This window comes from Thermosipho melanesiensis BI429 (assembly GCF_000016905.1).
In the GTDB taxonomy this organism is placed as follows: domain Bacteria; phylum Thermotogota; class Thermotogae; order Thermotogales; family Fervidobacteriaceae; genus Thermosipho; species Thermosipho melanesiensis.
In genome coordinates this window covers 406,123-431,206 of the sequence record NC_009616.1, presented here as the reverse complement: position 1 = coordinate 431,206, position 25,084 = coordinate 406,123, and the positions used below count along the sequence as shown (strand labels likewise).

The window sequence follows — 25,084 nt, the reverse complement described above, 5'->3', positions numbered from 1 at the left end:
GAAACGATTTGGTAAGTAGTATATGTGGGAAATCAGGAGGCTTATCAAGAATATTTCTTTAAAAAGGGGGAATTTTGTGAAAAAACATAAAAAAAGGTTGCTATTTGTGATTTTTTTAATAAGTATTTTTTTCTCGTCATTAACATTTGCAATTAAAATTGAGTCGGTAAAATTACAACAGGATTTTGATTTTTTAGTTCTCCTCTTAAAAGAAGCATATATTGATCCAGATGGCCTGGTTAAAAATCAGGAATTTACGGAAGTTGTTGAAGATATAAGAAAAAAACTTGAGAAACCTATGGATAAATTAGAGTTTTACAAAACAGTTGTACCACTTTTTCGTTATCTTAATGATTACCACTGTGATATTGAAATACCATCAGATATTCTGGTTTTTCCTTTTACACTTTATGTTATAGATAATGATATTTATGTGTCTTTCTCTTTAATTGATGATGTACCAGTAAAATCTAAAATTTTGAAAATAGATGATATTTCTTCAAAAGAAATTATAAAAGAATTTGAACAATATCTTTACATAAAAAACAATGCTGATCTCAAAGAACGTTTTTTGTCCAGATATCTTACTTATATACCAACTTTCTGGAGCAAAAAGAGTGTAAAAATAGAGTTTGAATATAATGGAGTAAAGAAAAAAATAAAGATAGATGCTATGACAAGAGAAGAAGCATTAAAGAAAGTTCAAAAGGATAAAAAAATCTCAAGAACACTTTATAATTTTGAAAGAAAAGGAAATATAGGAATATTGAGAATATCTACTTTTAAACTTGGAGGAAGATTGTTTGGTGATTTCAAAGAATTTTTAAAAGAAATTTTTGAAAAAAACAAGGATATGTCAGATTTAGTAATAGATATAAGAAGAAATTCAGGAGGATCTTTAAATAGTGTATTAGAGGTACTGGGATATTTGGTAAAAGAAGAGCTTTATGTAAAATACAAAGAACGTATTAAAAATTCTAAGTACAATATAAAGATTTTAGAAGCAGCAGGAATTCGTTATGATGAAAACACAAAAGGGAAATTAATTGAGAAAAGTTCTGCTCTTATAATAAAGCCAAACGTTCCAACTTTTGAAGGAAAAGTATGGATACTTATAGATAGAAATATAGCATCTGCAGCGTTAGTCTTTACAGCTATTGTTCAAAATAATAAACTAGGGAAATTAATTGAGAAAAGTTCTGCTCTTATAATAAAGCCAAACGTTCCAACTTTTGAAGGAAAAGTATGGATACTTATAGATAGAAATATAGCATCTGCAGCGTTAGTCTTTACAGCTATTGTTCAAAATAATAAACTTGGGAAGGTAATTGGCCAAAGACCTGTTTACTCAATAAATAGTACTATGTCTGGTAATATATATTACCTACCAAGAGTAGGATTTTACGTTTATATTCCTGGTTCATATAAGTACTTTCCAAGATATCACGAAATAACACTGGATTATGAATTTGCAATGACAAAAAAAGAAAAGCTAGAATGGATAACTAGCAATTCTGATCCATTGCTTGAAAAAGCAATAAAACTTATTGAAAATAGGTAAAAACTTGAATATTTTTTAAATTAATTTTGTTCTATAAGAAGGAAGGGGGATTAAAGAAAGGGGGGTGAAAAAATTGAAACTAAAATTGTTAAATAATAATCCAGAAGAAGAAATAGCTCCAGAAGCATGTCTTACACCCGGAGACGGTGACGGATTTTGTGGAGGAGAGGACATATGCGATTTTATAATATGCGATAAAATATGCCCCTATGATATTTGTGGTGTAGGTATCTTACCAGCTCCGTATTAATTGTTTGTAGTGTTTAAAATTTTAAATCCCCTTCCTTCTTTCCTATTCATAAAATTAAATTTATTAATTATAATTCTATAAATCACAAAGTTATTTACAGGTACGTGATTTTTTTTACAACCAATTAATATTGTGTGATTTATGTAAAAATACTATATTCACAAATTTATATTATTTCAAGCTTTTTGTCATTTTAAACTCATGGTGTGGAATATTTTATTTTTTAAGTTCAAAATATTTCCATAAAGATGATTAACTTGTTGTTAATGTTGCCTATGGGAAAATTAACTGTTTTCTTTGCTAAGGTTCAAATAGAGACTTTCGGTAAAGAGTTAAGTAGAGATAAAGGGGGGAAAGATTTGATAGAGTTCTTTCTAAAGTTATTTATCTTTATAAAGCGAGATATAATTATATGGTTTTCATACCGAACACAATTTATATTGAGACTTTTAAGTGGATTTGTAGGAATAATACAATTTGGTCTCATAGGTAAATTTATAGCAGGTGGGAATTATTTTCCATTGATAGAAAAATATGGAGGAGATATCCTTGCATACTTCATTACAGGGTCTGTATTTATGTCATATACAAATCTTGCTTTATCTACCTTCAAAACTTCAATTCAAAGAGAACAAAACATGGGCACACTTGAATATTTATTACTCTCAAGAACATCATTCTGGCAACTGTTTATTTTTAATTTTTTAAGTGGTTTTTTGTTTACAACTTTAAATATTTTATTTATATTTTTTGCTCTTGTTTTTCTTTTTTCGGTTGAAGTAAAGGTAAATGTCTTTTCAACTTTTTTAGTGTTAATAGTGGTGACATTTTCACTTTCAGGGATAGGACTCCTTTCTGCTGCAATGATACTAGTGACAAAGAGAGGAGATCCAGTTGGATGGATATATTTTACTCTTTCTGGACTTTTTTCAGGAATATATTATCCAATAGAAATCTTTCCAACTTTTCTAAAAAAAATATCATACTTTCTTCCAACAACGTATGGTATGGATCTTTTAAGAAATACTTTGCTAAAAGGGTACAATATTGGTGAAATAAAAAAGGGCTTGCTAATCATGCTGACTATGGGATTAATTATTTTCCCATTAGGAGTATGGCTATTTAATACAAATTTTAATAAAGCAAGAAAAGAAGGTACACTTACTTGGTATTAGGGAGGAAACTGTGCTTGAAATTAAAGAAATAAGAAAGAGATACAAAAATAAAATTGAAGCATTAAAAGGTGTAAGTGTAAAGATAGGAAAAGGGGAGACAATGTCGTTTTTTGGAGAAAACGGCGCAGGAAAGACAACCCTTTTAAAAATAATAGCAACGTTTTTGATACCAGATAGTGGGAAAATTTTACTAAATAATGTAGACTTATTAAAAAATCAAAAATATGCTAAGGAAAAAATAACAATATCAACAGGTATAGAAAGAAGTTTTTATTACAGGTTAACAGTAAAACAAAATTTAGAATTTTTTGGAATGCTTAATGGCTTACTTGGAAAAGCTTTAAAAATGACCGTAGAAAGGGTAATTGAAGAAACAGCACTTTCAGAATATACAAACATAAAATACATGGAATTGTCAAAAGGATTAAAGAGAAGACTAGACATAGCGCGAGCATTACTAAAAGAGGCAGAAGTATATATATTTGATGAGACAACAAGTGGTGTGGATATAAAAACGCAACAAAAGATATATGAACTTATTGAAGAGTTGGTTCAAAAAAAGAAAATAGTTCTTTTTGCAACACATGAAATAGAAGAGTTGAAAAAGATAGATAAAATAGTAATACTTCAAAAAGGTAGAAAGATAGGCGAGCTAAATGTTAGAGAGCATAAAGAAATAGAGACTATACTTTTGAAGTATGTTTAAAAATCAATTAACAAAACATAAAAAGTGGAACCATATGGTTCCGTTTTAATCTCCTAAAAATTCCTTTCACTGGCTCCGGCGGAGCGTAGCCTGATTAACCACTAATTAATGGATGAAAGACATATGTTTATGCTTTTGAACGTTTTAAAAATTCAAAAACGAACCATATTCGACATAAAATCTTAGCTAAAGAATGGGAAATTTACGAATTCAAGAAATAATCTTTAAAAAGGAAAAACGTGATAGGCCAAGAATGTGTTATGAGAGTTTTATCATTAATGTATAATGGAATATGCGTCATACATTAGAATTGTAGAGTACTAAAGGTATTTATTGCGAAAGAAAAGTCGCATTAGTTAAGAAAAAAGATAATACAGATACAAAAGTAAAAAAATGCACAAAAATAACAGAGACAAACACAAAGAAAAAAATAATAGAACAGGTAATAGAAAAGCTGAAGAACGTGTATTGTATTTTCGAAAGGACAAAGAGAATAGAAATAGCAAAGAAAATGATATGGGCAAAGATGATATTCTACAATTGACGATAATAGTTTTTTATTTGTTTTGGGATTTTATGTTAAAAATTTTTTCTAACTCTCTCAAATGAATTTGACTTTTAATTTTTTATTTATGTATAATATCAAAGAATGACAAGCAAAAGAATCTACACAATACTTTACATATTAAACTATAATATTACGTATATAAGTTAGTTTATAGTTAAGCTAATTGAGTTTTGGACATATTGTCTCGTAAAAATGAAAGGATAAACGATCTGGAGGATGATAAGCAATGGCAATGAGAAAAACTCAACTTTACACCCATCTTTGGGAAGCGGCAAATGAGCTCAGGGGCGGAATGGACGCGAGTCAGTACAAAAATTATGTACTTACAATTTTATTTGTTAAGTATGTAACTGACAGGTACAAAAACGATCCCTACGCTGATTTTGTTGTTCCTGAAGATGGAAGCTTTGATGCATTGGTGGAGGCAAAAGGTAAACCGGATATTGGCGAAAGGATAAACAAAGTTTTAGCAAGACTTGCAGAAGAGAATGAACTTAAAGGAGTTATTGATCTTGTAGATTTTGATGATAGTACTAAACTTGGAAATGGAAAAGACAAAGTTGATAAACTCACCAAGCTCATAGCTATTTTTGAAAATCCCGAACTTAACTTTTCCAAAAACCGAGCAGATGGGGATGACATCCTCGGAGATGTGTATGAATACTTTATGAAAAAGTTTGCAACAGAGGCAGGTAAGAGCAAGGGACAATTTTATACTCCTGCCGAAGTATCAAGAATCATGGCAAAGATTATTGGTATAGAAAATGCAAATTCTCCCGATCAAACTGCATATGATCCTACCTGCGGTTCAGGTTCTCTTCTTTTAAAAGTTGCCGATGAAGCACCGGTTGAAATCAGTTTATACGGGCAGGAGATTGATATTGATGTTGCCAATTTGGCGAGAATGAACATGATTCTACACGGTAAACCTGATGCGGTTATAGAACAAGGAAATACACTATCTGATCCAAAATTTAAAAATAAAGACGGCTCACTCAAAACATTTGATTTTGCTGTTGCGAATCCGCCTTTTTCTCAAAAAAATTGGATGAACGGAGTTGATCCAGAGAATGATTCTTTTCATAGATTTGATGATGGTATTCCCCCAGCGAAAAACGGAGATTATGCTTTTTTACTCCATTTTATAAAATCACTGAAACCTGGAAAGGGAAGAGGAGCAATAATCCTACCCCATGGAGTGCTTTTTAGAGGTAATGCCGAAGCAGAGATAAGAAGAAACCTCGTAAAAAAAGGCTATATTAAGGGAATTATAGGGCTACCTCCAAATCTTTTCTATGGCACTGGTATACCTGCCATAATTATGGTAATTGACAAAGAAAATGCCCATGCAAGAAAAGGGATTTTCATGATTGACGCTTCAAAGGGATTTAGGAAAGATGGGCCTAAAAACAGATTAAGAGAGAGGGATATTCACAAGATAGTTACAACTTTTGTAAACTTTGAAGAGATACCCGGATACTCCAGAATGGTAAGCTTGGAAGAGATTGAAAAGAACGATTACAACCTCAACATTCCGAGATACGTAGATAGTACCGAAGAGGAAGATATTCAAGACATACATGCACACCTACATGGAGGAATACCGAAGAGAGACATCGACAAGATAGAAGAGTTGAAAATTTTCAAAGGTTTGAAAAAGGAACTATTTGAGGAAAAGGAGGACTGCTACTATCGCCTAAAAGTAGGAATAGAGCTCCTACAAGAATTCATAGAGATCCATGAAGAAATAGACAAGTTCAAAAATAATGCTTTGATGATATTCAAAAACTGGAAAGAAGAGAAAATCATGTTTTTAAAGTCGATAGACAATAATACACGAGTTAAACCTTTCATAAAGGAATTGTCTGAAAGCCTGCTCGACGCGTTCAAATCTGCCGCATTCGTTGACGAATATGCGGTTTATCAAACTCTAATGGATTACTGGGACGAGGAAATGAAGGACGATGTCTACATGATAATTGAAAACGGTTGGAACGCAAAAACATGCAGGACTATTGAGAAAAATAAGGACAAGGGATGGACATGCGACATACTACCAAAGGAAATCGTGGTAAATGAGTTCTTCAATGAGGAAATGAGAGAAATTGAAGAATTAGAAGAAAAAATGGAAGAGATACAACAAGAAATGGAGGAAATGAAAGAGGAATATGGCGGAGAAGAAGGTATTCTTGAAGAAGTCAAAAATGACAAGGGCAATATAACAAAAAAAGATTTGCGATTAAAAATCAACGAACTGAAATGGAATCCCTCAGAGTTTAAAGAAGAGCTGGAAATCTTGATAAAATATCAAAACCTCATGAACGAAGAATCTAAAATAAAGAAAAAAATAAAAGAAAAAGAGAAAGAACTCGACGAGAAACTTCTAAAAAAGTACGCAGAGCTTACCGAAGACGATGTTAAGTACCTGGTAGTGGAAAAGAAGTGGTTAAAGCGTCTCGAGGAAGATTTAAAAGACGAGCTGGATAATATAATTTTGGGGATGGTCAATAGGATAAAAGAACTCGCAGAAAGATACGCTGAAACTTTACCAGAGATTGAGCAAGAGGTAGAAGAATACGAGAAAAAGGTGAAGGAACATTTGAAAGTGATGGGGTTTGAAATATGAATAAAGAAAAGATAAAGGAAATAATCAGAACAGCTGTTAAAGAATTTTCTGACAACGATAGAGATGAGCTTTTAAGAGTGAGAATTTACGAACCTACAATAAGTCATAAGATAGCAGTTTATTTAGATGGGAAATTTGGGGATTACAATGTTGATTGTGAATATAATAGGATGGGGGAAGAATCAAAAAGAAATTCAAAGGGAAAAACAGTAAGGCCGGACATCATTGTTCATAAGAGAGGCAAGAAAGATAATCTGGTGGTTATTGAAGTTAAACATGCTGGAAAAAACAGCAAGAAGGCAAAAGCAGATGTGAAGAAGTTGAAGACGTATTTCTACGACACCTTAGATTACAAATTAGGAGTTTTCATTGGTGTGCTTAAAAGTAAGATTGATATCTGTTGGATAGAGAAGAACGGAGATCGATTTAAAGAAGAATGGGAGGAGTTGTAGCATGGCCGATCGCATCCCGCCCGGCTACAAGAAAACGGAAATTGGGATAATTCCGGAAGATTGGAAAATTGGTGAACTTGAAGAAATTGCTGAGGTAATAGATCCTCATCCCAGTCATCGTGCTCCTCCTGAAGTTTCAAGAGGGATTCCTTTTGTAGGAATTGGTGATTTAGATGAAAATGGAAATATAATAAATGATAATGTTAGAATTGTCCATCCAAAAATATTGGAAGAGCACAAGAAAAGATATAATTTGTATGATAATTTGATAGGTCTTGGACGTGTTGCTTCAATAGGGAAAGTTGTTAAATTAAAGGAAGGCAAATATGCCGTTTCCCCGACGATGGGGATAATTAAAAGTAATTACATAGAATGGAGATATCTTTATTATATATTACAATCTAAATACGTAATTGAGCAATTCAATAAAATTATGACTGGCTCAACTAGGTCATCTGTAGGAATGATTGTACTAAGAAAATCGAAAATACCTTACCCTCCAACCATTGAAGAACAACGCGCCATTGCCCGTGTTCTCTCTGATGTGGACAAGCTAATAGAAAGCCTTGACAAGCTAATAGAGAAGAAAAAACTCATCAAAAAGGGCGCGATGCAGGAGCTTCTAACAGGCAAAAAACGCCTGCCTGGATTTAAAGGCGAGTGGGTGAGGAAGAAGTTGGGGGAGGTTGCGGAAATCTACCAGCCTGAAACTATTTCACAAAGTCAACTGTCTAATGTTGGTTACAATGTTTATGGTGCTAATGGAATAATTGGGAAATATCATAAATATAATCACGAATTTTGGCAAAATATAATAACTTGTAGAGGTTCTACTTGTGGAATGGTCAATAGAACTACTGATAAATGTTGGATAACAGGAAATGCAATGGTTATAAATGTTGATAAAAATAAATCTATAGACAAGTTATTTATGTTTTACTTATTAAAATTTCAGGATTTTACTAAATTAATTACTGGTTCAGGGCAGCCTCAAATTATTAGAAAACCACTAGTTGAATTTATAATTCATTATCCTTCTGACATTGAAGAACAACGCGCCATCGCCCAAATCCTCAGTGATATGGATGCAGAGATTGAGGCGCTGGAGAAGAAAAAGGCAAAGTATGAAATGATAAAAAAGGGAATGATGCAATTGCTTTTGACAGGAAAAGTTAGACTTAAAGATAGAATAAAAGAGGTGTTAAAATGAGCATCGGCGTAAACGAATTAGAGAAAAAGACTCAGGAGAGAGTTATAAACTTCTTTGTTGAGGTTCTTGGTTATGATTATCTTGGGAACTGGGAGAAGAGGGAAGGAAACTCAAATATTGAGAAGGAATATCTTATCAATTTTCTAAGAAAGCAGGGATACAATGATGAAGTTATAAAAAAAGCAATTGAAAAGCTGAAGAAAATATCCGAGAACCAGCAAAAATTGCTCTATGATAGAAATAAAGAAATTTACGAACTTTTAAGATATGGAACAGATGTAAAAATTCATCCTTCCGAGCCATCCATACATGTCAATTTCATAGATTGGGAGAATCCAGAGAATAATCATTTTACAATAGCCGAGGAGGTAACAATAAGGGGAAGACATACCAAGAGACCTGACATAGTTCTATATCTAAACGGGATCGCCATCGGAGTTTTGGAACTGAAAAGGTCAAGTATTTCCATAAGCGAGGGAATACGGCAGAACCTTGACAACCAGAAGAAGGAGTTCATTCAAGATTTCTTCACCACCGTACAGTTAATCATAGCTGGAAACGATACGCAGGGTTTAAGATATGGAACGATAGAAACACCGGAAAGGTACTATCTTGAATGGAAAGAGGAGAATCCGGAGTATGATCATAACAAAAAAACAACCATACCCAGAGCACTACCGAGGGATAAATGCGAAGTATCCGATAATATCCTTGACTGCGATATTTACAGGCTTTTAAATAAAAATAGGCTCTTGGAAATTATACACGATTTTATAATTTTTGATGCTGGTATCAAAAAGGTTCCAAGACACAACCAGTATTTTGCTGTAAAGGCAGCCCAGAAAAGCATAAAAAAGAGAGAAGGTGGCATAATTTGGCATACTCAAGGAAGCGGGAAATCGCTCATAATGGTGTGGCTTGCAAAATGGATTATAGAGAATATTTCAGACAGTAGAGTTTTGATTGTTACCGATAGAATAGAGTTAGACGAGCAGATTGAAAAAGTATTCAAGGGTGTAGGGGAAAATATATATAGAACAAAATCAGCAAGGGATTTAATTGAACAACTAAACAGAAAAGATGAGAATCTTATGTGTTCATTAATACATAAATTCGGAAAAGCAGAGGCAACGGACAAGGATTATGATGAATATATCCATGAACTAAAGGTAACACTCCCACGTGATTTTAAGCCTAAGGGTAACATATTTGTTTTTGTGGATGAATGCCATAGAACTCAATCAGGTAAGCTACATAAAGCCATGAAAGAAATTTTACCCAATGCTGTTTTTATTGGATTTACAGGAACGCCACTCCTCAAAAAAGATAAACCTACAACCTTGGAAACATTTGGTAAGTATATCCATACATACAAGTTTGATGAAGGTGTCCAAGACGGTGTAATCCTTGATTTGAGGTATGAAGCGAGGGATGTGGATATCAAAGTCGTGTCAGAGGATAAAATAGATAAGTGGTTTGAAGTAAAAACAAAAGGCTTGTCAGATATTGCCAAGGCTCAACTTAAAGAGAGATGGGGGACATTGAAGAAACTTTACAGTTCGAGAAGTAGGATGGAGAAGATCGTTGCGGACATAATCTTCGATTTTGAAACAAAACCAAGATTGGCAACTGGCAGGGGCAACGCCATGCTTGTGGCAGGTAGCATATACGAAGCGTGTAAGTACTATGAACTTTTTAAGTCGAGAGGATTTGACAAAGTTGCCATTGTAACATCCTATCGTCCAAGTATTGTGAGCATAAAAGGGGAAGAGACCGGAGAGGAAGGAGAGGCGGAAAACATAAAGAAGTACGAAATTTACAAAAAGATGATAGCCGATTATTATAACATCTCTGAAGAAGAAGCAGTAAAAGATTACCGGATAGAGAAATTTGAGAAGGATGTTAAAAAGAAATTTATTGAAGAGCCCGGACAGATGAAATTGTTAATCGTGGTAGATAAACTTTTAACAGGATTCGATGCGCCAAGCGCTACTTATCTTTACATAGACAAGCCCATGAGGGACCATGGCTTATTTCAGGCAATCTGTAGGGTAAACAGGTTGGATAATAAAGACAAAGGAGATGAGTTGGACAAGGATTATGGTTACATTGTGGATTATAGGGATCTATTCAACAGTATGGAAAAAGCCATTAAAGATTACACATCAGGAGCATTCGCAGAGTTTGATAAGGAAGATGTTGAAGGATTGTTAAAGGATAGATTAACCGATGCGAAAAAGAGACTTGACGAAGTTCTTGAGAAAGTTGAACTATTGGTGGAGGGCGTAAAGCCACCAAAGGGCATAAATGAGTATAGGGAATATTTTGTTGGAGATAACTCTGAGGAAAAGCAACAGCTCAGGTTAGAATTTTACAAGCGAGTATCTTCCCTTGTGAGAGCTTACACGAATATAGCTAACGAATTAACCGAAGCAGGATATTCCGAGAGGGAACAAAAAGAAATCAAGGAAAAAGTCAGGCATTACGCAGCAATAAGAGACGAGCTAAAACTGATGAGCGGCGATTACTTAGATTTAAAGGTGTTTGATCCTGCAATGAGGTATCTTATAGACTCTTACATCCAAGCGGAGGAAAGCAGAACATTAGCATCGTTCGAAGAAACATCATTGCTGGAAATAATAGCACTTAATGGTCTTCAGAAGGCTTTAGAAACATTACCAAGTGCCATCGGAAAGAACAAGGAAGCACTTGCTGAAACAATAGAGAACAATATAAGGAAGTTGATAGTAGACAAGAGAGATATTAATCCGGCTTATTACGACAAAATGTCCAAAATACTTAAGGAACTGGTAGAAAAAAGGAAAAAAGAAGTTATCAGTTACGAGGAGTACCTAAAGGAAGTTGAAAAATTAACCAAGATGCTCATAAATAGGGAATTTAATGAAGAACCTTACCCCCCAAGCATAAGAAGCAGTATGGCGAAAAAGGCTATTTATGACAACTTAGAAGGCATTGAAAATAGAGAGAAACTTACAAATGCTATTGATGAAGCTGTAAGAAAAACCAAAAAAGATGACTGGAGAGGGCATAAGATAAAAGAGCGACAGGTAAGAAATGCCATTAAGAAAATCCTAGAAGATGAGGGTCTCGAGGAACTCACTGAAAAAATCTTTCAGATAGTGTTAAAACAGGGTGAGTATTAATGGAGAAAGGGAAAATTATAAGAGTTAAAGACATTGAGGTTACGGTTTATAAGAAACGAATTAAAAATCTCCATCTGAATGTTCTACCACCTGATGGAAAAGTGAGGGTTTCCGTTCCAGAAGGTGTCTCGGATGAGGTAGTGAAGTTACTGGTCATTAAAAAGTATCATTGGATAAAAAAACACATCAAGTCTTTCCAAGAGCAAGAAAGACAGACTAAAAGAGAATATGTTTCGGGTGAGAGCCATTATTTTAAAGGAAGGAGATATATCCTGAGAATAGAATTCGCTAAAAGACCAAAAATAGAAGTAAAAAACAAAAAGTACATCTATTTTTATGTGCCAGCTCATTATACGATTCAACAACGGCAAAACTATTACGAAAAATGGTTAAGAAAAGAGCTGAAAAAAGAGTTGGAGATTCTGGTACCAAAATGGGAAAAAATAATTGGGGTGAAAATAAACGAAATAAGAATAAAAAAAATGAAAACTAAGTGGGGAAGCTGTAACCCAGATGCTAAAAGATTATGGCTGAATTTAGAACTCATAAAAAAACCAACAGAGTACCTGGAATATGTGATTGTTCACGAACTTATACACTTATTGGAGAAAAAACACAACGGACGATTTAAAGAATTAATGAGCAAATATTTGCCAAAATGGAAAATATACCGGAGGCAATTAAACGAATTTATCCTGTAGAATCAAAAATATGTTCAATTTTGGCAGTGTACAAAACTCCTTTCCTGCTTTCGCAAATTCACTTTTCGGGTTTGCTAACAAGAAATAATTTAAAGATTTATTAAAATCTTAGAAATATTTTAGAGTTGAAGTAAAATTAAGAGTTAAGAGTTATTAAAGTATAATGAAATTCAGGAAAAATGTAAAATACTTAATAAAAAACTCTTTCTTTTATTTAAATTGGATGACCAATTCTAAAAATCTTGTATCCATTAATTTCAATGCATTCTCTTTCAGAAGGCTAAAGTTTGTAACCATCTATTCCAATTAATTCTCCGTCAGAAAGTCTAATTGTAAAACTCCCAAGTGATCTATCTCCATATAATGTAATTTCATCTTCATCGCAAGCACTGATATCAATGTCTTCTGGGGTTATTATAAATTTTTCATAATAGTCGTCTAACAATACAATTTGTTTTGATCGAAGTTCAATTAACAAAATGCATGTTTCTCCACTAAGAGAATTTATTTCGTATTCAATTTCTTTCCTTTCTCCTTTTTATTTGAAATATGTAGACAAATTATTTACTAAAGATTCCAAAGTAGTTATTACTTATGTCAAACATTTTACTAATAGGTTTTTGGTTAATATGGTTTGTTATGGTTGTTTTTGTGTTATGCTTTGATATTCCAGTAATTTTAATAGTATGTAAGAACTTTACTTGCTTTACTTTGGTATCATTGGCAAATAAAGCGAAGTTTTGTTTAAGTGTTTCCGCACCATATTGGTTTGTTAATATCTGAAACATAGGTTCAAATATATGCCCGCCAAGTTCTGATGCATTTTCTGCTTGTAATTTAATGTTTTTAATTTTATTTTTTGCTATAATTGCCGGTCGTTTGCTTAATAAAGTCATTAGGTTAAATAGATCATCAGCATCATCAAATATTCACATTCGTTCTTTAGCTTTTGATAATACAATTTATAACTCTTTATTAGGGTTTACATCTTTTTACTTAAAATCCTGTGTAATATAAAAGTAGAAAAACATACAATAGAACAATAGATTAATGAAGATGAATTGATTTATTTTTATCGGGTTTAATTAGAAAAGATAATTCTCTCAGCTATTTTACATTCCAAAAAATTTTAGAATTAGTTGGTAATAAAGAAGAAATAATCAAGTATTTGTTGGATAAACTATCGAAAGACACTATGTTAATATCTCAAAAAAGCCCCAGAACTCTACTGGAGCTTATATTTTTATACTTGATAGAAAATTGTCTAATAAGAAACATTTCAGTTTGGAAGATATAGCCAAATAAATTAATTATCAGTTCCTTAATAATTATTGGATTCCTGGATGTTTTAATCTCTATCTTCAGGAAAAGTCGTTTTCTGAGGTTTAAAATCAAATATTACATCCTTTACAATTCCAGCAAACTTAAAATCAACCCGAGTAGTTATTATAGGTAAATACTTGCTGTTTTCAGCAATTAAAATTACATTATCACCCTTTTGAAAATACCATCTGACTCCAAATTTACCATTCAAGTAATAAACAATTAACTCACCATTTTGAGGAAGTCTATTATTTCTAGTACTAACTAATAGAAGAGCACCTTTAGGAATTAAGGGTTCTATAATATCAGAGTTTAATCTAAGTGCATAATCTATATCTTTTTTTTGTAAATAATCAATATATCTCACTTTTATTAGTTGATTTTCAGGTTCTCCTTCACTAGGATTAGGAAATCTTAAAACAGGTATACCTTTTTGTTTTTTTGAAATTTTATTATTTAATAACTTGCCTCTAGAATGGGAGCCAACTACCATAAATCCCATAAAGTTTTGCGGAATATTATAATCAACAAGCTCACTTTCTCCTTTTACATTCTTATCGTAATGTTCTTCTTCAAAAAAATAATTTACAGAAACATTGAAAATTTTGGCAATTTCTCTGAGAATATGTACAGGTGGAACTATTCTGTTATTTTCATAATGAGAAATCGATTCTCTTGAAATACCTAGCCTTTTTGCAAGCTGCTCTTGACTTATATCACGCTCCAATCTTAATTGCTTTATTTTCTCTCCTAAATCCATAAAGTTCACTCCTCAAGTAATTTCAAATATATTATATCCCATAAGTGTGTGTTTTCAAAATCTTAATAATATTATGTTAATAATTTTAACATAAGCAGGGTATTGACAAGAACATAATCATGTATTATAATGTTAGTGTAATTAACATTAATATGTTCATATTATGAAAGGAGGTTTTAACATGCTTTAGGAATTAGCAGAATTACTTTATGAATTAATTCAGGAAAGCATCATTGAAACCCCTCAAAAAGGCCTTAAACACTCCGAAAAATCTTCCTCAAAAATTGAAGAAGTGCTTTCCGAAAATGGAACAGGTTTTGTATTTGAAAATTCAGGGGGGAATATCTATGTATAACAAACACTCGCTTCCGTTGAAAGCAGCCGCATATGCGAGATATTCTTCTAACAACCAATCTGAACTATCCATTGAAGCACAACTATCAGAAATTAAAGAGTACGCAAAAAATAATAACATAGTTATTGTAGAAACATATGTAGATAAGGCAAAAAGTGCAAAATCCGCCGATAGGCCTGAATTCCAAAGGATGATATCCGATGCAAAAAAACATAAATTCGATGTTATTTTAGTACACAAATTAGATAGGTTCTCAAGGAACAGATATGATTCACTAACCTACTCTCATTTACTAGAGAACTCGAATGTTAAATTAATTTCTATTACAGAACAATTCTCGGATGACCCTGCAGGTGAATTAGTAAAATCAATAATTGAATCAGTTAATGAATGGTACATTAATAACTTAAGAAATGAAGTAAAAACGAAGACAAAGTATGCAGCTATGAAAGGATATTTTTTAGGGGGAATGCCCCCTTTAGGATATGATCTCAAAGAAGTAATTGATGAATATGGTAAAACTAGAAAACGTTATGCTGTAAATCATGCAGAAGCAATAATTGTTAAAGAAATTTTCAGATTATACGCTGAAGGTTTAAGTTTCAAAAAAATCGCCGAGTCTCTTAACCAAAAAGGATACAAGACAAAAAATGGTGGAAAGTTCAAGGCTTCTTCAATTTCAGAAATTCTACGCAATAAAAAGTATGGAGGCATTTATATCTATAATCAAAGCAAGCATGGAACACGTATAAGATCTGAGCATGATGATGTTATAAAAGTTGAAGGAGCTGTTCCGACCATTATTGATAGGGACTTATTTGATAAAGTACAGGAAAAACTGAGCAAAAGAAGGAGAAATATTCAAAAAAAACATCATTATTTACTTTTAAACATAGCATACTGCGGGGCGTGCGGAAGCAGACTTACAGGATCAGGAGGAAAATATCCGAAATATATTTGTCAAGACTGGAAAAACAAAAAATCAACAAAACTTGTTAGTATTGGAAAAACTAAACTAGAAAAGCAGGTTATATCTTATATAAAAAATTTACTGCTCTCCATTGATAAAATTGATTTTAGCAAACTCACAAAAGAGCTAAACAAAACGGAAGCAAAAAGAGAACAACTATACGAAAAACAATTCAAAGAACTACAAATGAAAAAATCAGATTTAGAAAATAAAATAAATAATTTAGTTCGAGCCATAGAAAAAGGTATTTTAATAGAAAAGCTGGAAAAGGAAGCCAAAGATTTGGAAATTGAATTAAACAAAGTAAACCAGGAAATTAAAAATTTACACAACAAGACTATTAATAAGTATACTGAAGAACAAGTAAGAGAAATCTACATTGAATTCATGGAGCAATTAAATAGTGACAATCTTTTAGTTATTGAGAAAGTAATAAAGAGATTAATAGAGAAGGTTATAGTTTATCCAGGTGGATATGTTGAAATTAAACCAAGAAAATTTTTGTAAAAACTCTGAAAATTGGAAAGAGTGATATGACATGGAAAATAAGGAACAAAGTGAAAAATATATCAATCAATTAGTGATAATATAAAAAACATACATACGATGGTGAAACAATTAAACTCAATCTCAACAAGACAAAAAGACAGTTTCTTGGAAGAAGCAATTGCGGATTTCATCTTCAAAAATACATTACTTAGCATGAATCTAAACAGGTTGTCAACTAATGTGCTGAAAGAAATAAAGCAATGTTTTGACAATGCGCAAACAGGTAACAAGAGTTGGAAAATACAAATGTATGTACTAGGAACGAAACAAAATTTATTGTCATCGATTTACTATACGCTCTCACAATAAAACATAAAGCACCCGTGGAAGTACCCATTGAAAAATTCAATGATAAAATATACGATAATTTAACCGCCGAGCAAAAAATAACTTGACGTTCTTATTAAAAGCATCAAAACTCTTAACAATGAAGATGCAATACATGAATTAAGCATAACACAAATACATGAACAATTAGATAAATTAAATATGCCAAAAAATACATATAAAATAGTACCAAAAGCTAAATTGTGCCAACAAGTACTAGATTAATTCAAGAATTGAAAAAACAGATTCGTTTGTTAGTTAACTGATAATTTGATCTAAGGAGGCGATTATTTATGGCAAAAGTGATTTCAGTTTATAACATCAAAAAAGGTGTTGGAAAAACATTTATTACTTACTGTTTATCAACATATGCGGCTTTTAAGGGGTATAAAGTGCTTGCTATAGATTTAAATTATCAACCTAATTTAACTGAGTATTTATTTCCGCAAATATTAGAGTTTAAGATTCCTGGTAATATATCTATGCTTTTTGCGGATGAAAGTAAAGCTCGCAATATTTATTCAATCATTTTTGATACAAATATTCCTAACCTAAAAATTATCCCTTCAACACTTGAACTTGCAAAATACGATGTTTATAAAGGCTGGGATATGGAATCAGATACAAAACTAAAACGACTCCTTGAGCCAATAAAAGATCAGTATGATTTAATCTTAATTGATAATTCGCCATCGTTAAACATTTTTACTAGAAATAGCTTATTGGCGTCAGATAGTGTTATCATTCCTATTGTTCCAGCCAAAGTTATAACTTACAATTTACAGTTATTACACGACTTTTTATCAATGGCAATAGAACATAACCTTGATCTGAAAATAGCAGCTTTAGTTCCTAATTTGATTGATATGAGATATAAATTACACAAACATTTGTTGTCGTTCTTCTCACTATGGTTTGAAGGCATTATAACCAAACATATTGGTAAACACAATTTATACAACAGTATACTTAACAACAAAATCAATTTCTACAACATTCTTAAAACAAATAATGTGGAACCGAAAGCTATTGAAAATATACAAGATCTTATAGAAGTAATGGACGAATTACTTAAAAAAGTATTTCATGATAGGCATGATATAAATATCTTAGATATTAACAATACAAAGATTCAAAAAACACAAAACTGTAACAATCCAGCCACAACAAACCAGCCAACACAGAATGCTTTAAAATTACAGTTAATAAAATTAATAACTGAAGATACACAGTTTAGAGCCATAGAAACGCGTCTGTTAGCTTATTTTGTGTTAGAAGGTTCGTCCGCAAATGCTTTGGGCCAACGACGATTGGGCAAACGCTTGAATATATCAACAAATACTGTAGCCAATGCGTTAAAAAAAATAAGCAGTGAATTAGGTATTCCAATGGTTGCAACAGGCAACAGGTTCAATTTATTGATTGATGCACTGTACAAAAGATACTCACAATTAAAGAATATAATGCCATTTGAATAATTTATTCAATCAGTTGATCAGGTTATATAAACAACAGCTCAATTAGCTTCCATACACTATCACAAGAAAATATTAAGTGTCTGTGAAGATGTGTACTGGAAATCTTAATGATATAGAGAATATATCTTACAAAGAAAAGCTTTATGATCTTAACACACAACAGATATATTACAAATTAAATAGATTGAATTTTCAATCAAAGATTATAAGAATATTCAAAAACTACAATTACGCGATAAAATATTTGAATATCTTACAAAAACCAGAAATAAAATAGAATTGTTATTAAGAGAAGTATATGACACTTATATAATGTACATTTAGGAAATAAAACATAATATCGTACCACAAAGATTTATACCTATGTAAGTAAAGCAACCCTTAAAAAGATTGAGAATCCTCTTGATACACTGATAAAGGAGTATGATTTCATTTAGAAGGATATATATGTGTAATATTGCGGATATTATTCCAAATGTGGGGTATAATCGCAATGCGTATATAAACGAGTTATCAGAAATTCCGTGCGCCGCTTTTAAAAGTAAAAAAGGGGAGAATAAGTAAAAATAATAATTTATATATTCTTCTTGGTAAGTAGAAAAACTTAAAATGCAAATTTTTTGTTTAATAAGATGAATAGAACCTACTTCTGTTTTCTTTTTCGAATTTATTTTCGTTTTTGGTTTTTTCTTAGTTTTTTCTGAACTTTTTTGAAAGTTTTTTCATCAATTATTGCATTGTGCCTGCCGTTGATAATTATATCCTCGTACTTAACCTTTCCAGTATAAAATACATTTTTAAGTATGTATTGAACAGTTTGTCCACTATATTTGTTGCCTAATTTTGTTTTTAATCCCGTTTCGTTTAACCATTTTGCTATTTTATATGATGAATATCCTTTCAAATACATTTCATAAATTTTTTTCACTAAATCAGCTTCATTGTCATTGACGGTGCCGTCTGCATTGTAACCTAAAGGGTAATATCCTGAAGGTTTCTTTTTATTCAAAAGAACGTAATTTAATTTTGATCTTTTTACATCTTCTTGAAATTCTTCGTGGATTTTTTGTATACTCCTTTTGTTATTATATTTCTTATCAGTATTTTCTTTTACAATATTCAAAACTTTTATCCCTTGTCTTTCAAGTTCGTAAATGTTGAAAGAGCTTGTTTGAGGATCTTTATTAATATACTTGTATTTTACAACAATAACACAGTCAATTTTGTGTTTACTAACGAAGCTGATTACTTCGTTAAATGAATAGTGAAAGATACCTTTAATTTCAATTCCTTTCTTTTTACAATAATCTTCAATTATTTGTTTCTGTTCTTGTGCCGTAATTTCTTCTACTGTTTTATTAATATAAGCCACAGCAGTTCTATTTTTCAAATGCATATCACTCCAAAAATTTTTTCTTAACATATTTTATTATAACGCTTTGTTGAGTTTTTTGACAAGTTTTCAATTCAAGTTATCATTGGCATGTTAATTTACAATATGTCTAGAACGATAAACAGCATTTGAAAAAAATATTCTACCCAAAAGGGGAAACGAATAATTGAAATTATTAGGGCGCACGAAAGCCATAAAGGTTTATGACTTCCTAGTACAACTTGACAAACTTATAAAAAATCATGAAGTGCACATTACAAAAAAGACATTATCCGAAGAAACGGGTGTATCCGACAAATCACTTGATCCAATTTTGAATTACCTTGAAATTGCTGGGTATATAAAACTTCAAAATTCATTTGCACAAGGAACAACATCAATAAAAATCATGAATATAAAATATAAACCAAAACAAAGCGAGATTGATCTCGCCGCCGTGGCATACACGGTTTATAAGAACAATTACAAAGAAAAGCTTTTTGTCCAATCAGGTAAAAATGGTTCGCTCATGCCTAATATATTATTTAGTATAATTGGTATATATTACTACGTAATATATTATATATATATGAATTTTTTAACAAAAAACAAACCTGTCATAAATAACGAAACGATAAAATATGACTTAGTTTTGTATGATGTTAGTTTTTTCAAAAATAAGCTTTCAGAGTATTTTGAAAATCTAAACAACACAAAGTACTTTGAGTTCAAAGATTTAAACGGAAACGTGTTGTTTCTTGATGAGTCAACCCTTCATTTTGAGCCTATTAGCTTCTCAAATGACAAACGAATGTTAACCTTCAAACGTGAAACCAGTCCTGAAAGTAATAACTTTCCTTCATTGAATGACAATTCGCTTGGCGATTATCCTTTCGAAGAGGAGACATATACTTGTAATACTAAGACGTTGTCTTATGAAACGTTAGTCAACACACAAACGTTAGTTGACAAACAATCGTTCGTTTCCTACGAAACATATAATAGCGCCTTGCGTATTAATTTGCCAAATAAAAATAATGGTCACTTTCCTTCAGGTGTGCCTTCTGCGTTTAGCGTTATGGTAGCGAATGAAACTTATGATGTACAAATGAAGGAGAAAGGTGTAGTCATACGTTACCATGACAAACGAAATAATAAGATGTATACATACGAGTGTAGCTATTATAGCTTGCGTTATATTACAGAGTTTATTAACGAATATATAGACCTGGACAAGTTATATAATGCTATTCAAAGCGTAGAACATGCTAAACAACTGACTAAGATGGAATTGCCCGCCGAATATGATCGTCTTGTCGATGTGAAAAAAACTGAAAGTATTAGATATTGCCCCGCAGTTAAAATAGGATCACCGAAAACTCCAGAGTCGTATTCAAAACTATATTCTCTTTTAACTCAAAAAGCGATGTTATTGAATCATCTATTTACCTTGGAAGAAAAAAGGGAAATAGCTATTGACCTGTATAAGGAAATGATGAAAGAAATATTTAATAAAGACATGTCCGATAAAGAAAGTTTGAAAACAATAGTAAATCCAGAAACAATAAAAGAAATTGATCAAATAATACACACTTTTGCAAACCTACAAACACCTAGACAAGACAAGCCGTATATTAAAGCGGCAATTGCCGCACTCGTATATGGTTATGTCCCTTATGCCGTTGGAACGGCACAAACCGTTTTGTACTTGCGCGGTTTGAAACACTTCATTAAAGATCAAAATGCATATAGAAGACTTTACACAAGATTGTTTAATCTTGATACTCGATTTGAAGCATACGATAGAATCTTCTATTACGTTGTTAGATTATGGGAACACATCTCAAAAGGACAATCCAGCGTTGCAAGGCGCATATTAAAACAAGTAGAAAACAATTGGAAAAAATCGTATACAAAATCAGAACTAAGGTTTGTTAATGCTTACGAAAAACTGTTAGATAAATATCCTGGTTATAAGATGTCTTTAAATGCTTTTGCTGTTGATCCAAAACAGTTTAAGCTTAAGAAAGTAGTTAAAAAAAACGAACTTTTAGCAATTACAAAGGATAACATCATATATCATTATACATTGTATTCCTTGCTTGATAACCGGGTGAATCCTTTTTCTTTCGGTATTAGTTTATTACCAATGCTTAAAAAATTATATGAATATTTCCAAAATAGACCAGAGATTATTAAGCTCACGCTATCAGATCTTGCAACATTTAGTATTAAAGAAAACCTGAAAAAGATGTATAAAATTACCAATGTTATTACTTCAAAAATAAAGAAATATCATTCTGGCCTAAGTATAGCATACACAGAATTGGCGGACGAATTATTTGATTATCTTATTTCCAGAGATGAAAAGTATAAAGATAAACGTGGCACTATTAAGAAAGTAATCCAGAAGATATTTGAAATATCAGGTTCAGTAGAAACGATAGATCCAATTTTTGAAACAAAGCACAAAATAGGTGCGCGTATTTGGGAAAACACGTTAATGGAATACGTAGACAAAGTCATTGCGGCGGATGCAGACTTCTTTATCGGGGTCATAGATATGTTTAAAGATGATTATAGTCCTACTTATCTTAAATGGCACGGCTACAAGATAGTAAACTCAATCATCGCATACATGTACGGCGAGACTGAGGAATTAGATCTACCAAAAGAACATCGTATTTACGAATTCGAAATTAAGGAGGTTTTACCATGGCAGAACAACTTAAGCCAACAAGCATAATGAAGTTAGAGGATATAACGAAATAAATAACGCTTGTGAGGTATACTTTGTTACCACCTTATCAGGAGGCATCATCAAAATGCACAACATCAAAATCTTATTACTGGAATTTTATTGCTTACTGTACTTTTAACCTACATCTTAATAGTAATATATAATCCAGAAAAATATTCTGGATTTATAACGTTTATATTACTCTTCGTAATAGTTTTCGGAGTGTTTTTGGGAGATTATATGAGAATGAAGAAAAAACGAAAATAACATTTACAGGCTTAAATTTAACAGCAAACAAGTTTGGGAAGGTATAAAGTAATTTTTCAGTGGTAAGCAAATGATAATACCGCTTTACTTCTTATCATTTATTCCACTTATTATGTCCCGGAGTATTCTCCGGGCTTTAAACTATTAATCCACATGGCAAGGAGAGATTTTTCTTGGGGTTTTGTTGTATTATTGTAAATCTACAATATCAAGAATTTGAGGCTTTAAGATACTGCAAAAATCTTACATTAGTTTATTCAATGTTTAGCAGATTTATATAAAGTTTTTATTTTTAATACGTACAAAAGGCTAAAGTTTAACGTTTATGTTTTATATTAAAATAATCACGCAGAAGACAGTAGTTTTAATCATTCCAAACCGAAAGTATATCTATAACCTGAACCTGAATTACATGCCCACAGAGCATAGGTATACTCCCTCCCTCCAGTCTTTCGGGCACCAAGGGGTGAGATTTTTGCCCCACCCCCTCCTTACATATATCTTGACGAAATATGTACTGTACCAATCTTATTAAGGAGGTGTGGGCTATGTTTACTATTAAAGTCGACATTCCAGATTATATCAACGATGAAGATGTAAAAGCATATTTAAATGAATCAATTATTGATCTGTCTGAAGAAACTCAGTTTATTGGAATGGAATGGAACGATTCAAAAAGAACAACCTTAGTCCGCATTTACGCCCCAGATGATCTTTGGAATTTAACATATAAGGAAGAAATAGCAAGAGAAAGATGAGAAAAATAGTTGTTCGAAGAATTAAAAAACAAGAGGGGGATAATCCCTCCTTTTTATTATAAAAATTTTTTGATGATACCTTTTTAAAGAACTTTATCGGCGGGTAATTACTAAGATAAGTAAAGAATAAAGAAAATTGGATAAAAATAAAATTTGACTTTTAAATTTAAAATTTTGTATAATGACTTGTAAGAAAAACGTAAAACTTACAAATAAATTCTAATTAAATAAGGGGGGAGAAAATGAGGAAAAATTTTTCAAGCTTTTTTTATATTTTAGTACTTATTGTAATTATGATAGTATTGTATGGGTGTTCTCAGCCTTCAGTGTTATTGAATAATCCACCTTTGGCTCCTTCTATTCCGTTTCCTTTAGATGGAGCAACAAATGTAAATATTACTCCTACACTTTCGTGGGAATGTTCAGATCCAGATGGCGATTCTTTATCTTACGATATTTACTTTGGTACTGATCCTAACAAACTTCCTGTGATAAAAGATGACCATCCTTCAACAAGTTTAGTTCTTGAAACAATATCAGGATATAAGGAATTACAAAACGAAACAACATATTATTGGATGGTAGTTGCAAAAGATAGCAAAGGAGGAGTAACGCCAAGCCCCATTTGGAGTTTTACTACTAGTAAACCAGCAAGATTAAAATGGAAGTTTGAAACGTATAATACTATAACTCCTGGACCAGCAATAGCTTCTGACGGGACAATTTACATTGGATCTAACGATAACAATCTTTATGCGATTAATCCTGATGGTAGCTTAAAGTGGAAATATAATTTAGGATCGCCTATATATTCTTCACCATCCATTTCTTTTGATGGAACAATTTATGTGGTAAGTTGGTATAAAATCTATGCAATAAACCCAGATGGTACTTTAAAATGGGAAAAAGATTATGATATTGGTGAACCAGTAAGCCCAGCAATTGGAGATGATGGAACAATTTATGCAGGAGGTTCTTATGATTTTAAAGCAATAAATCCAGATGGAAGTATTAAATGGGTATTTGATGATAATGTAAGTTTCAGAGGTTCAAGTCCAGCTATAGGCCCAGATGGGACAATTTATGTTGGTTCATCTGATACAAATTATTTTTATGCGATAAATCCAGATGGTACTTTAAAATGGAAATTTGAAGCAAATTATGTTATAAAGTCGTCCCCTGCAATAGGTGAAGATGGAACAATTTATGTTGGTTCAAATGATGATAATCTTTATGCTATAAACCCAGATGGTACTTTAAAATGGAAATTTGAAACAGGTGATGATATTACAACAAGTCCAGTAATTGGTGAAGATGGGACTATTTATGTTGGAAGTTGGGATGATAATCTGTATGCATTAAATCCAGATGGCACGCTAAAATGGAAATTTAATGTGAGTTCTTTGATTTATAGTAGCCCTGTTATTGGTTCTGATGGGATAATTTATGTGAGTACATATTACTATTTATATGCAGTGAATAAAGATGGCACATTGCTGTGGAAATTTAGTAATTTCAAAGGTGTTTCAAGATCGCTTGTTGAATCACATTTATCTTTATCAACTGACGGTACTTTGTATGCTTCATGTTGGGATGATAATTTATACGCTATTGAAACTGATAGTCCAGGGCTAGCAAATTCACCTTGGCCAAAATTTCAAAAGAATAATAGAAACACTGGTAATTATAATGATGGGCAATAATCAAATTAAGTAAAAAATTTTAATTTGTTTAATTCTTGAAAAAATGATAAAGATAAACATTTTTTGAGA

The 25,084-nt window shown here is 31.9% G+C and carries 21 protein-coding genes; 17 read left to right on the top strand and 4 right to left on the bottom strand.

Going from position 1 to position 25,084, the window contains the following annotated elements; translation table 11 throughout:
- Window positions 1-76: 76 nt before the first annotated feature.
- The 10 genes from TMEL_RS02165 to TMEL_RS02125 all read left to right on the top strand — a co-directional run bounded on the left by TMEL_RS02165 (window position 77) and on the right by TMEL_RS02125 (window position 12,413).
- Window positions 77-1,561 carry a S41 family peptidase gene (locus TMEL_RS02165; RefSeq protein ID WP_012056638.1) on the top strand — a complete coding sequence of 495 codons (1,485 nt, stop codon included), beginning with the start codon at window positions 77-79 and terminating at the stop codon, window positions 1,559-1,561.
- A 73-nt stretch (window positions 1,562-1,634) separates the two neighbouring features.
- The gene (locus TMEL_RS10255; protein ID WP_180373117.1) at window positions 1,635-1,811 is read left to right on the top strand and encodes a hypothetical protein; all 177 of its coding nucleotides are present in this window, start codon (window positions 1,635-1,637) and stop codon (window positions 1,809-1,811) included.
- A gap of 248 nt (window positions 1,812-2,059) precedes the next feature.
- Window positions 2,060-2,986, top strand: a complete 927-nt coding sequence (locus TMEL_RS02160; RefSeq protein WP_012056637.1) for an ABC transporter permease — start codon at window positions 2,060-2,062, stop codon at window positions 2,984-2,986.
- Between the two features lie 10 nt (window positions 2,987-2,996).
- Window positions 2,997-3,692, top strand: coding sequence for an ABC transporter ATP-binding protein (locus tag TMEL_RS02155; RefSeq protein ID WP_012056636.1), 696 nt, complete (start codon window positions 2,997-2,999; stop codon window positions 3,690-3,692).
- A 393-nt stretch (window positions 3,693-4,085) separates the two neighbouring features.
- Window positions 4,086-4,301 carry a hypothetical protein gene (locus tag TMEL_RS02150; protein ID WP_041425923.1) on the top strand — a complete coding sequence of 72 codons (216 nt, stop codon included), beginning with the start codon at window positions 4,086-4,088 and terminating at the stop codon, window positions 4,299-4,301.
- A 185-nt stretch (window positions 4,302-4,486) separates the two neighbouring features.
- A complete protein-coding gene (locus TMEL_RS02145; protein ID WP_012056635.1) occupies window positions 4,487-6,886 on the top strand; it encodes a type I restriction-modification system subunit M in 2,400 nt (799 codons plus the stop codon).
- A complete protein-coding gene (locus tag TMEL_RS02140) occupies window positions 6,883-7,338 on the top strand; it encodes a hypothetical protein (protein ID WP_012056634.1) in 456 nt (151 codons plus the stop codon). The genes TMEL_RS02145 and TMEL_RS02140 overlap by 4 nt, the downstream gene beginning before the upstream one ends.
- 1 nt (window position 7,339) lies before the next feature.
- Window positions 7,340-8,548 carry a restriction endonuclease subunit S gene (locus tag TMEL_RS09895; RefSeq protein ID WP_012056633.1) on the top strand — a complete coding sequence of 403 codons (1,209 nt, stop codon included), beginning with the start codon at window positions 7,340-7,342 and terminating at the stop codon, window positions 8,546-8,548.
- Complete coding sequence (locus TMEL_RS02130) at window positions 8,545-11,712, top strand: type I restriction endonuclease subunit R (RefSeq protein WP_012056632.1); 3,168 nt, start codon at window positions 8,545-8,547, stop codon at window positions 11,710-11,712. Before TMEL_RS09895 ends, TMEL_RS02130 begins: the two co-directional genes overlap by 4 nt.
- Window positions 11,712-12,413 (top strand): M48 family metallopeptidase, encoded by a 702-nt coding sequence (locus tag TMEL_RS02125; protein WP_012056631.1) that lies wholly within the window; start codon window positions 11,712-11,714, stop codon window positions 12,411-12,413. The genes TMEL_RS02130 and TMEL_RS02125 overlap by 1 nt, the downstream gene beginning before the upstream one ends.
- Before the next feature lie 280 nt (window positions 12,414-12,693).
- Here the strand turns inward: TMEL_RS02125 and TMEL_RS02120 are convergent, their stop codons facing one another.
- The 3 genes from TMEL_RS02120 to TMEL_RS10040 form a co-directional block, all read right to left on the bottom strand.
- Window positions 12,694-12,891 carry a hypothetical protein gene (locus tag TMEL_RS02120; RefSeq protein ID WP_012056630.1) on the bottom strand — a complete coding sequence of 66 codons (198 nt, stop codon included), beginning with the start codon at window positions 12,889-12,891 and terminating at the stop codon, window positions 12,694-12,696.
- Between the two features lie 82 nt (window positions 12,892-12,973).
- Window positions 12,974-13,309 (bottom strand): hypothetical protein, encoded by a 336-nt coding sequence (locus TMEL_RS02115; protein ID WP_012056629.1) that lies wholly within the window; start codon window positions 13,307-13,309, stop codon window positions 12,974-12,976.
- A gap of 452 nt (window positions 13,310-13,761) precedes the next feature.
- The gene (locus TMEL_RS10040; protein ID WP_012056628.1) at window positions 13,762-14,496 is read right to left on the bottom strand and encodes a helix-turn-helix domain-containing protein; all 735 of its coding nucleotides are present in this window, start codon (window positions 14,494-14,496) and stop codon (window positions 13,762-13,764) included.
- Window positions 14,497-14,843: 347 nt separating this feature from the next.
- Here TMEL_RS10040 and TMEL_RS02105 point away from each other — a divergent pair, with 347 nt between their 5' ends.
- The 4 genes from TMEL_RS02105 (at window position 14,844) to TMEL_RS10155 (ending at window position 18,452) form a co-directional block, all read left to right on the top strand.
- Window positions 14,844-16,328: a recombinase family protein gene (locus TMEL_RS02105; protein WP_012056627.1), complete on the top strand. Its 1,485-nt coding sequence runs from the start codon at window positions 14,844-14,846 to the stop codon at window positions 16,326-16,328.
- A gap of 99 nt (window positions 16,329-16,427) precedes the next feature.
- Window positions 16,428-16,679, top strand: a complete 252-nt coding sequence (locus tag TMEL_RS10160) for a hypothetical protein (RefSeq protein WP_148186001.1) — start codon at window positions 16,428-16,430, stop codon at window positions 16,677-16,679.
- A 311-nt stretch (window positions 16,680-16,990) separates the two neighbouring features.
- Window positions 16,991-18,175, top strand: a complete 1,185-nt coding sequence (locus TMEL_RS09890; RefSeq protein WP_012056626.1) for a ParA family protein — start codon at window positions 16,991-16,993, stop codon at window positions 18,173-18,175.
- 82 nt (window positions 18,176-18,257) lie between these two features.
- Window positions 18,258-18,452, top strand: coding sequence for a hypothetical protein (locus TMEL_RS10155; RefSeq protein WP_148185999.1), 195 nt, complete (start codon window positions 18,258-18,260; stop codon window positions 18,450-18,452).
- 390 nt (window positions 18,453-18,842) lie between these two features.
- Here TMEL_RS10155 and TMEL_RS02095 read toward each other — a convergent pair whose 3' ends face one another.
- Complete coding sequence (locus TMEL_RS02095) at window positions 18,843-19,598, bottom strand: recombinase family protein (RefSeq protein ID WP_077277063.1); 756 nt, start codon at window positions 19,596-19,598, stop codon at window positions 18,843-18,845.
- A gap of 136 nt (window positions 19,599-19,734) precedes the next feature.
- Between TMEL_RS02095 and TMEL_RS02090 the strand changes: the two genes are divergently transcribed.
- The 3 genes from TMEL_RS02090 to TMEL_RS02080 all read left to right on the top strand — a co-directional run bounded on the left by TMEL_RS02090 (window position 19,735) and on the right by TMEL_RS02080 (window position 25,015).
- A complete protein-coding gene (locus TMEL_RS02090) occupies window positions 19,735-22,293 on the top strand; it encodes a hypothetical protein (protein ID WP_012056623.1) in 2,559 nt (852 codons plus the stop codon).
- A gap of 809 nt (window positions 22,294-23,102) precedes the next feature.
- On the top strand, window positions 23,103-23,312 hold the full coding sequence (locus TMEL_RS02085) for a hypothetical protein (protein WP_012056622.1): 210 nt from the start codon (window positions 23,103-23,105) through the stop codon (window positions 23,310-23,312).
- A gap of 242 nt (window positions 23,313-23,554) precedes the next feature.
- Window positions 23,555-25,015, top strand: coding sequence for an outer membrane protein assembly factor BamB family protein (locus TMEL_RS02080; RefSeq protein WP_012056621.1), 1,461 nt, complete (start codon window positions 23,555-23,557; stop codon window positions 25,013-25,015).
- The last annotated feature ends 69 nt before the right edge of the window (window positions 25,016-25,084 follow it).

What these genes read in the sequence shown, in the direction of transcription:
- TMEL_RS02095 (WP_077277063.1), bottom strand. Translation starts at nt 19,598, where the DNA reads ATGTTAAGAAAAAATTTTTGGAGTGATATGCATTTGAAAAATAGAACT.
- TMEL_RS02145 (WP_012056635.1), top strand. Translation starts at nt 4,487, where the DNA reads ATGGCAATGAGAAAAACTCAACTTTACACCCATCTTTGGGAAGCGGCA.
- TMEL_RS10160 (WP_148186001.1), top strand. Translation starts at nt 16,428, where the DNA reads ATGGTGAAACAATTAAACTCAATCTCAACAAGACAAAAAGACAGTTTC.
- TMEL_RS02105 (WP_012056627.1), top strand. Translation starts at nt 14,844, where the DNA reads ATGTATAACAAACACTCGCTTCCGTTGAAAGCAGCCGCATATGCGAGA.
- TMEL_RS10040 (WP_012056628.1), bottom strand. Translation starts at nt 14,496, where the DNA reads ATGGATTTAGGAGAGAAAATAAAGCAATTAAGATTGGAGCGTGATATA.
- TMEL_RS02150 (WP_041425923.1), top strand. Translation starts at nt 4,086, where the DNA reads ATGCACAAAAATAACAGAGACAAACACAAAGAAAAAAATAATAGAACA.
- TMEL_RS02125 (WP_012056631.1), top strand. Translation starts at nt 11,712, where the DNA reads ATGGAGAAAGGGAAAATTATAAGAGTTAAAGACATTGAGGTTACGGTT.
- TMEL_RS02130 (WP_012056632.1), top strand. Translation starts at nt 8,545, where the DNA reads ATGAGCATCGGCGTAAACGAATTAGAGAAAAAGACTCAGGAGAGAGTT.
- TMEL_RS02115 (WP_012056629.1), bottom strand. Translation starts at nt 13,309, where the DNA reads ATGACTTTATTAAGCAAACGACCGGCAATTATAGCAAAAAATAAAATT.
- TMEL_RS02160 (WP_012056637.1), top strand. Translation starts at nt 2,060, where the DNA reads ATGATTAACTTGTTGTTAATGTTGCCTATGGGAAAATTAACTGTTTTC.
- TMEL_RS02085 (WP_012056622.1), top strand. Translation starts at nt 23,103, where the DNA reads ATGTTTACTATTAAAGTCGACATTCCAGATTATATCAACGATGAAGAT.
- TMEL_RS09895 (WP_012056633.1), top strand. Translation starts at nt 7,340, where the DNA reads ATGGCCGATCGCATCCCGCCCGGCTACAAGAAAACGGAAATTGGGATA.
- TMEL_RS02080 (WP_012056621.1), top strand. Translation starts at nt 23,555, where the DNA reads ATGAGGAAAAATTTTTCAAGCTTTTTTTATATTTTAGTACTTATTGTA.
- TMEL_RS02140 (WP_012056634.1), top strand. Translation starts at nt 6,883, where the DNA reads ATGAATAAAGAAAAGATAAAGGAAATAATCAGAACAGCTGTTAAAGAA.
- TMEL_RS09890 (WP_012056626.1), top strand. Translation starts at nt 16,991, where the DNA reads ATGGCAAAAGTGATTTCAGTTTATAACATCAAAAAAGGTGTTGGAAAA.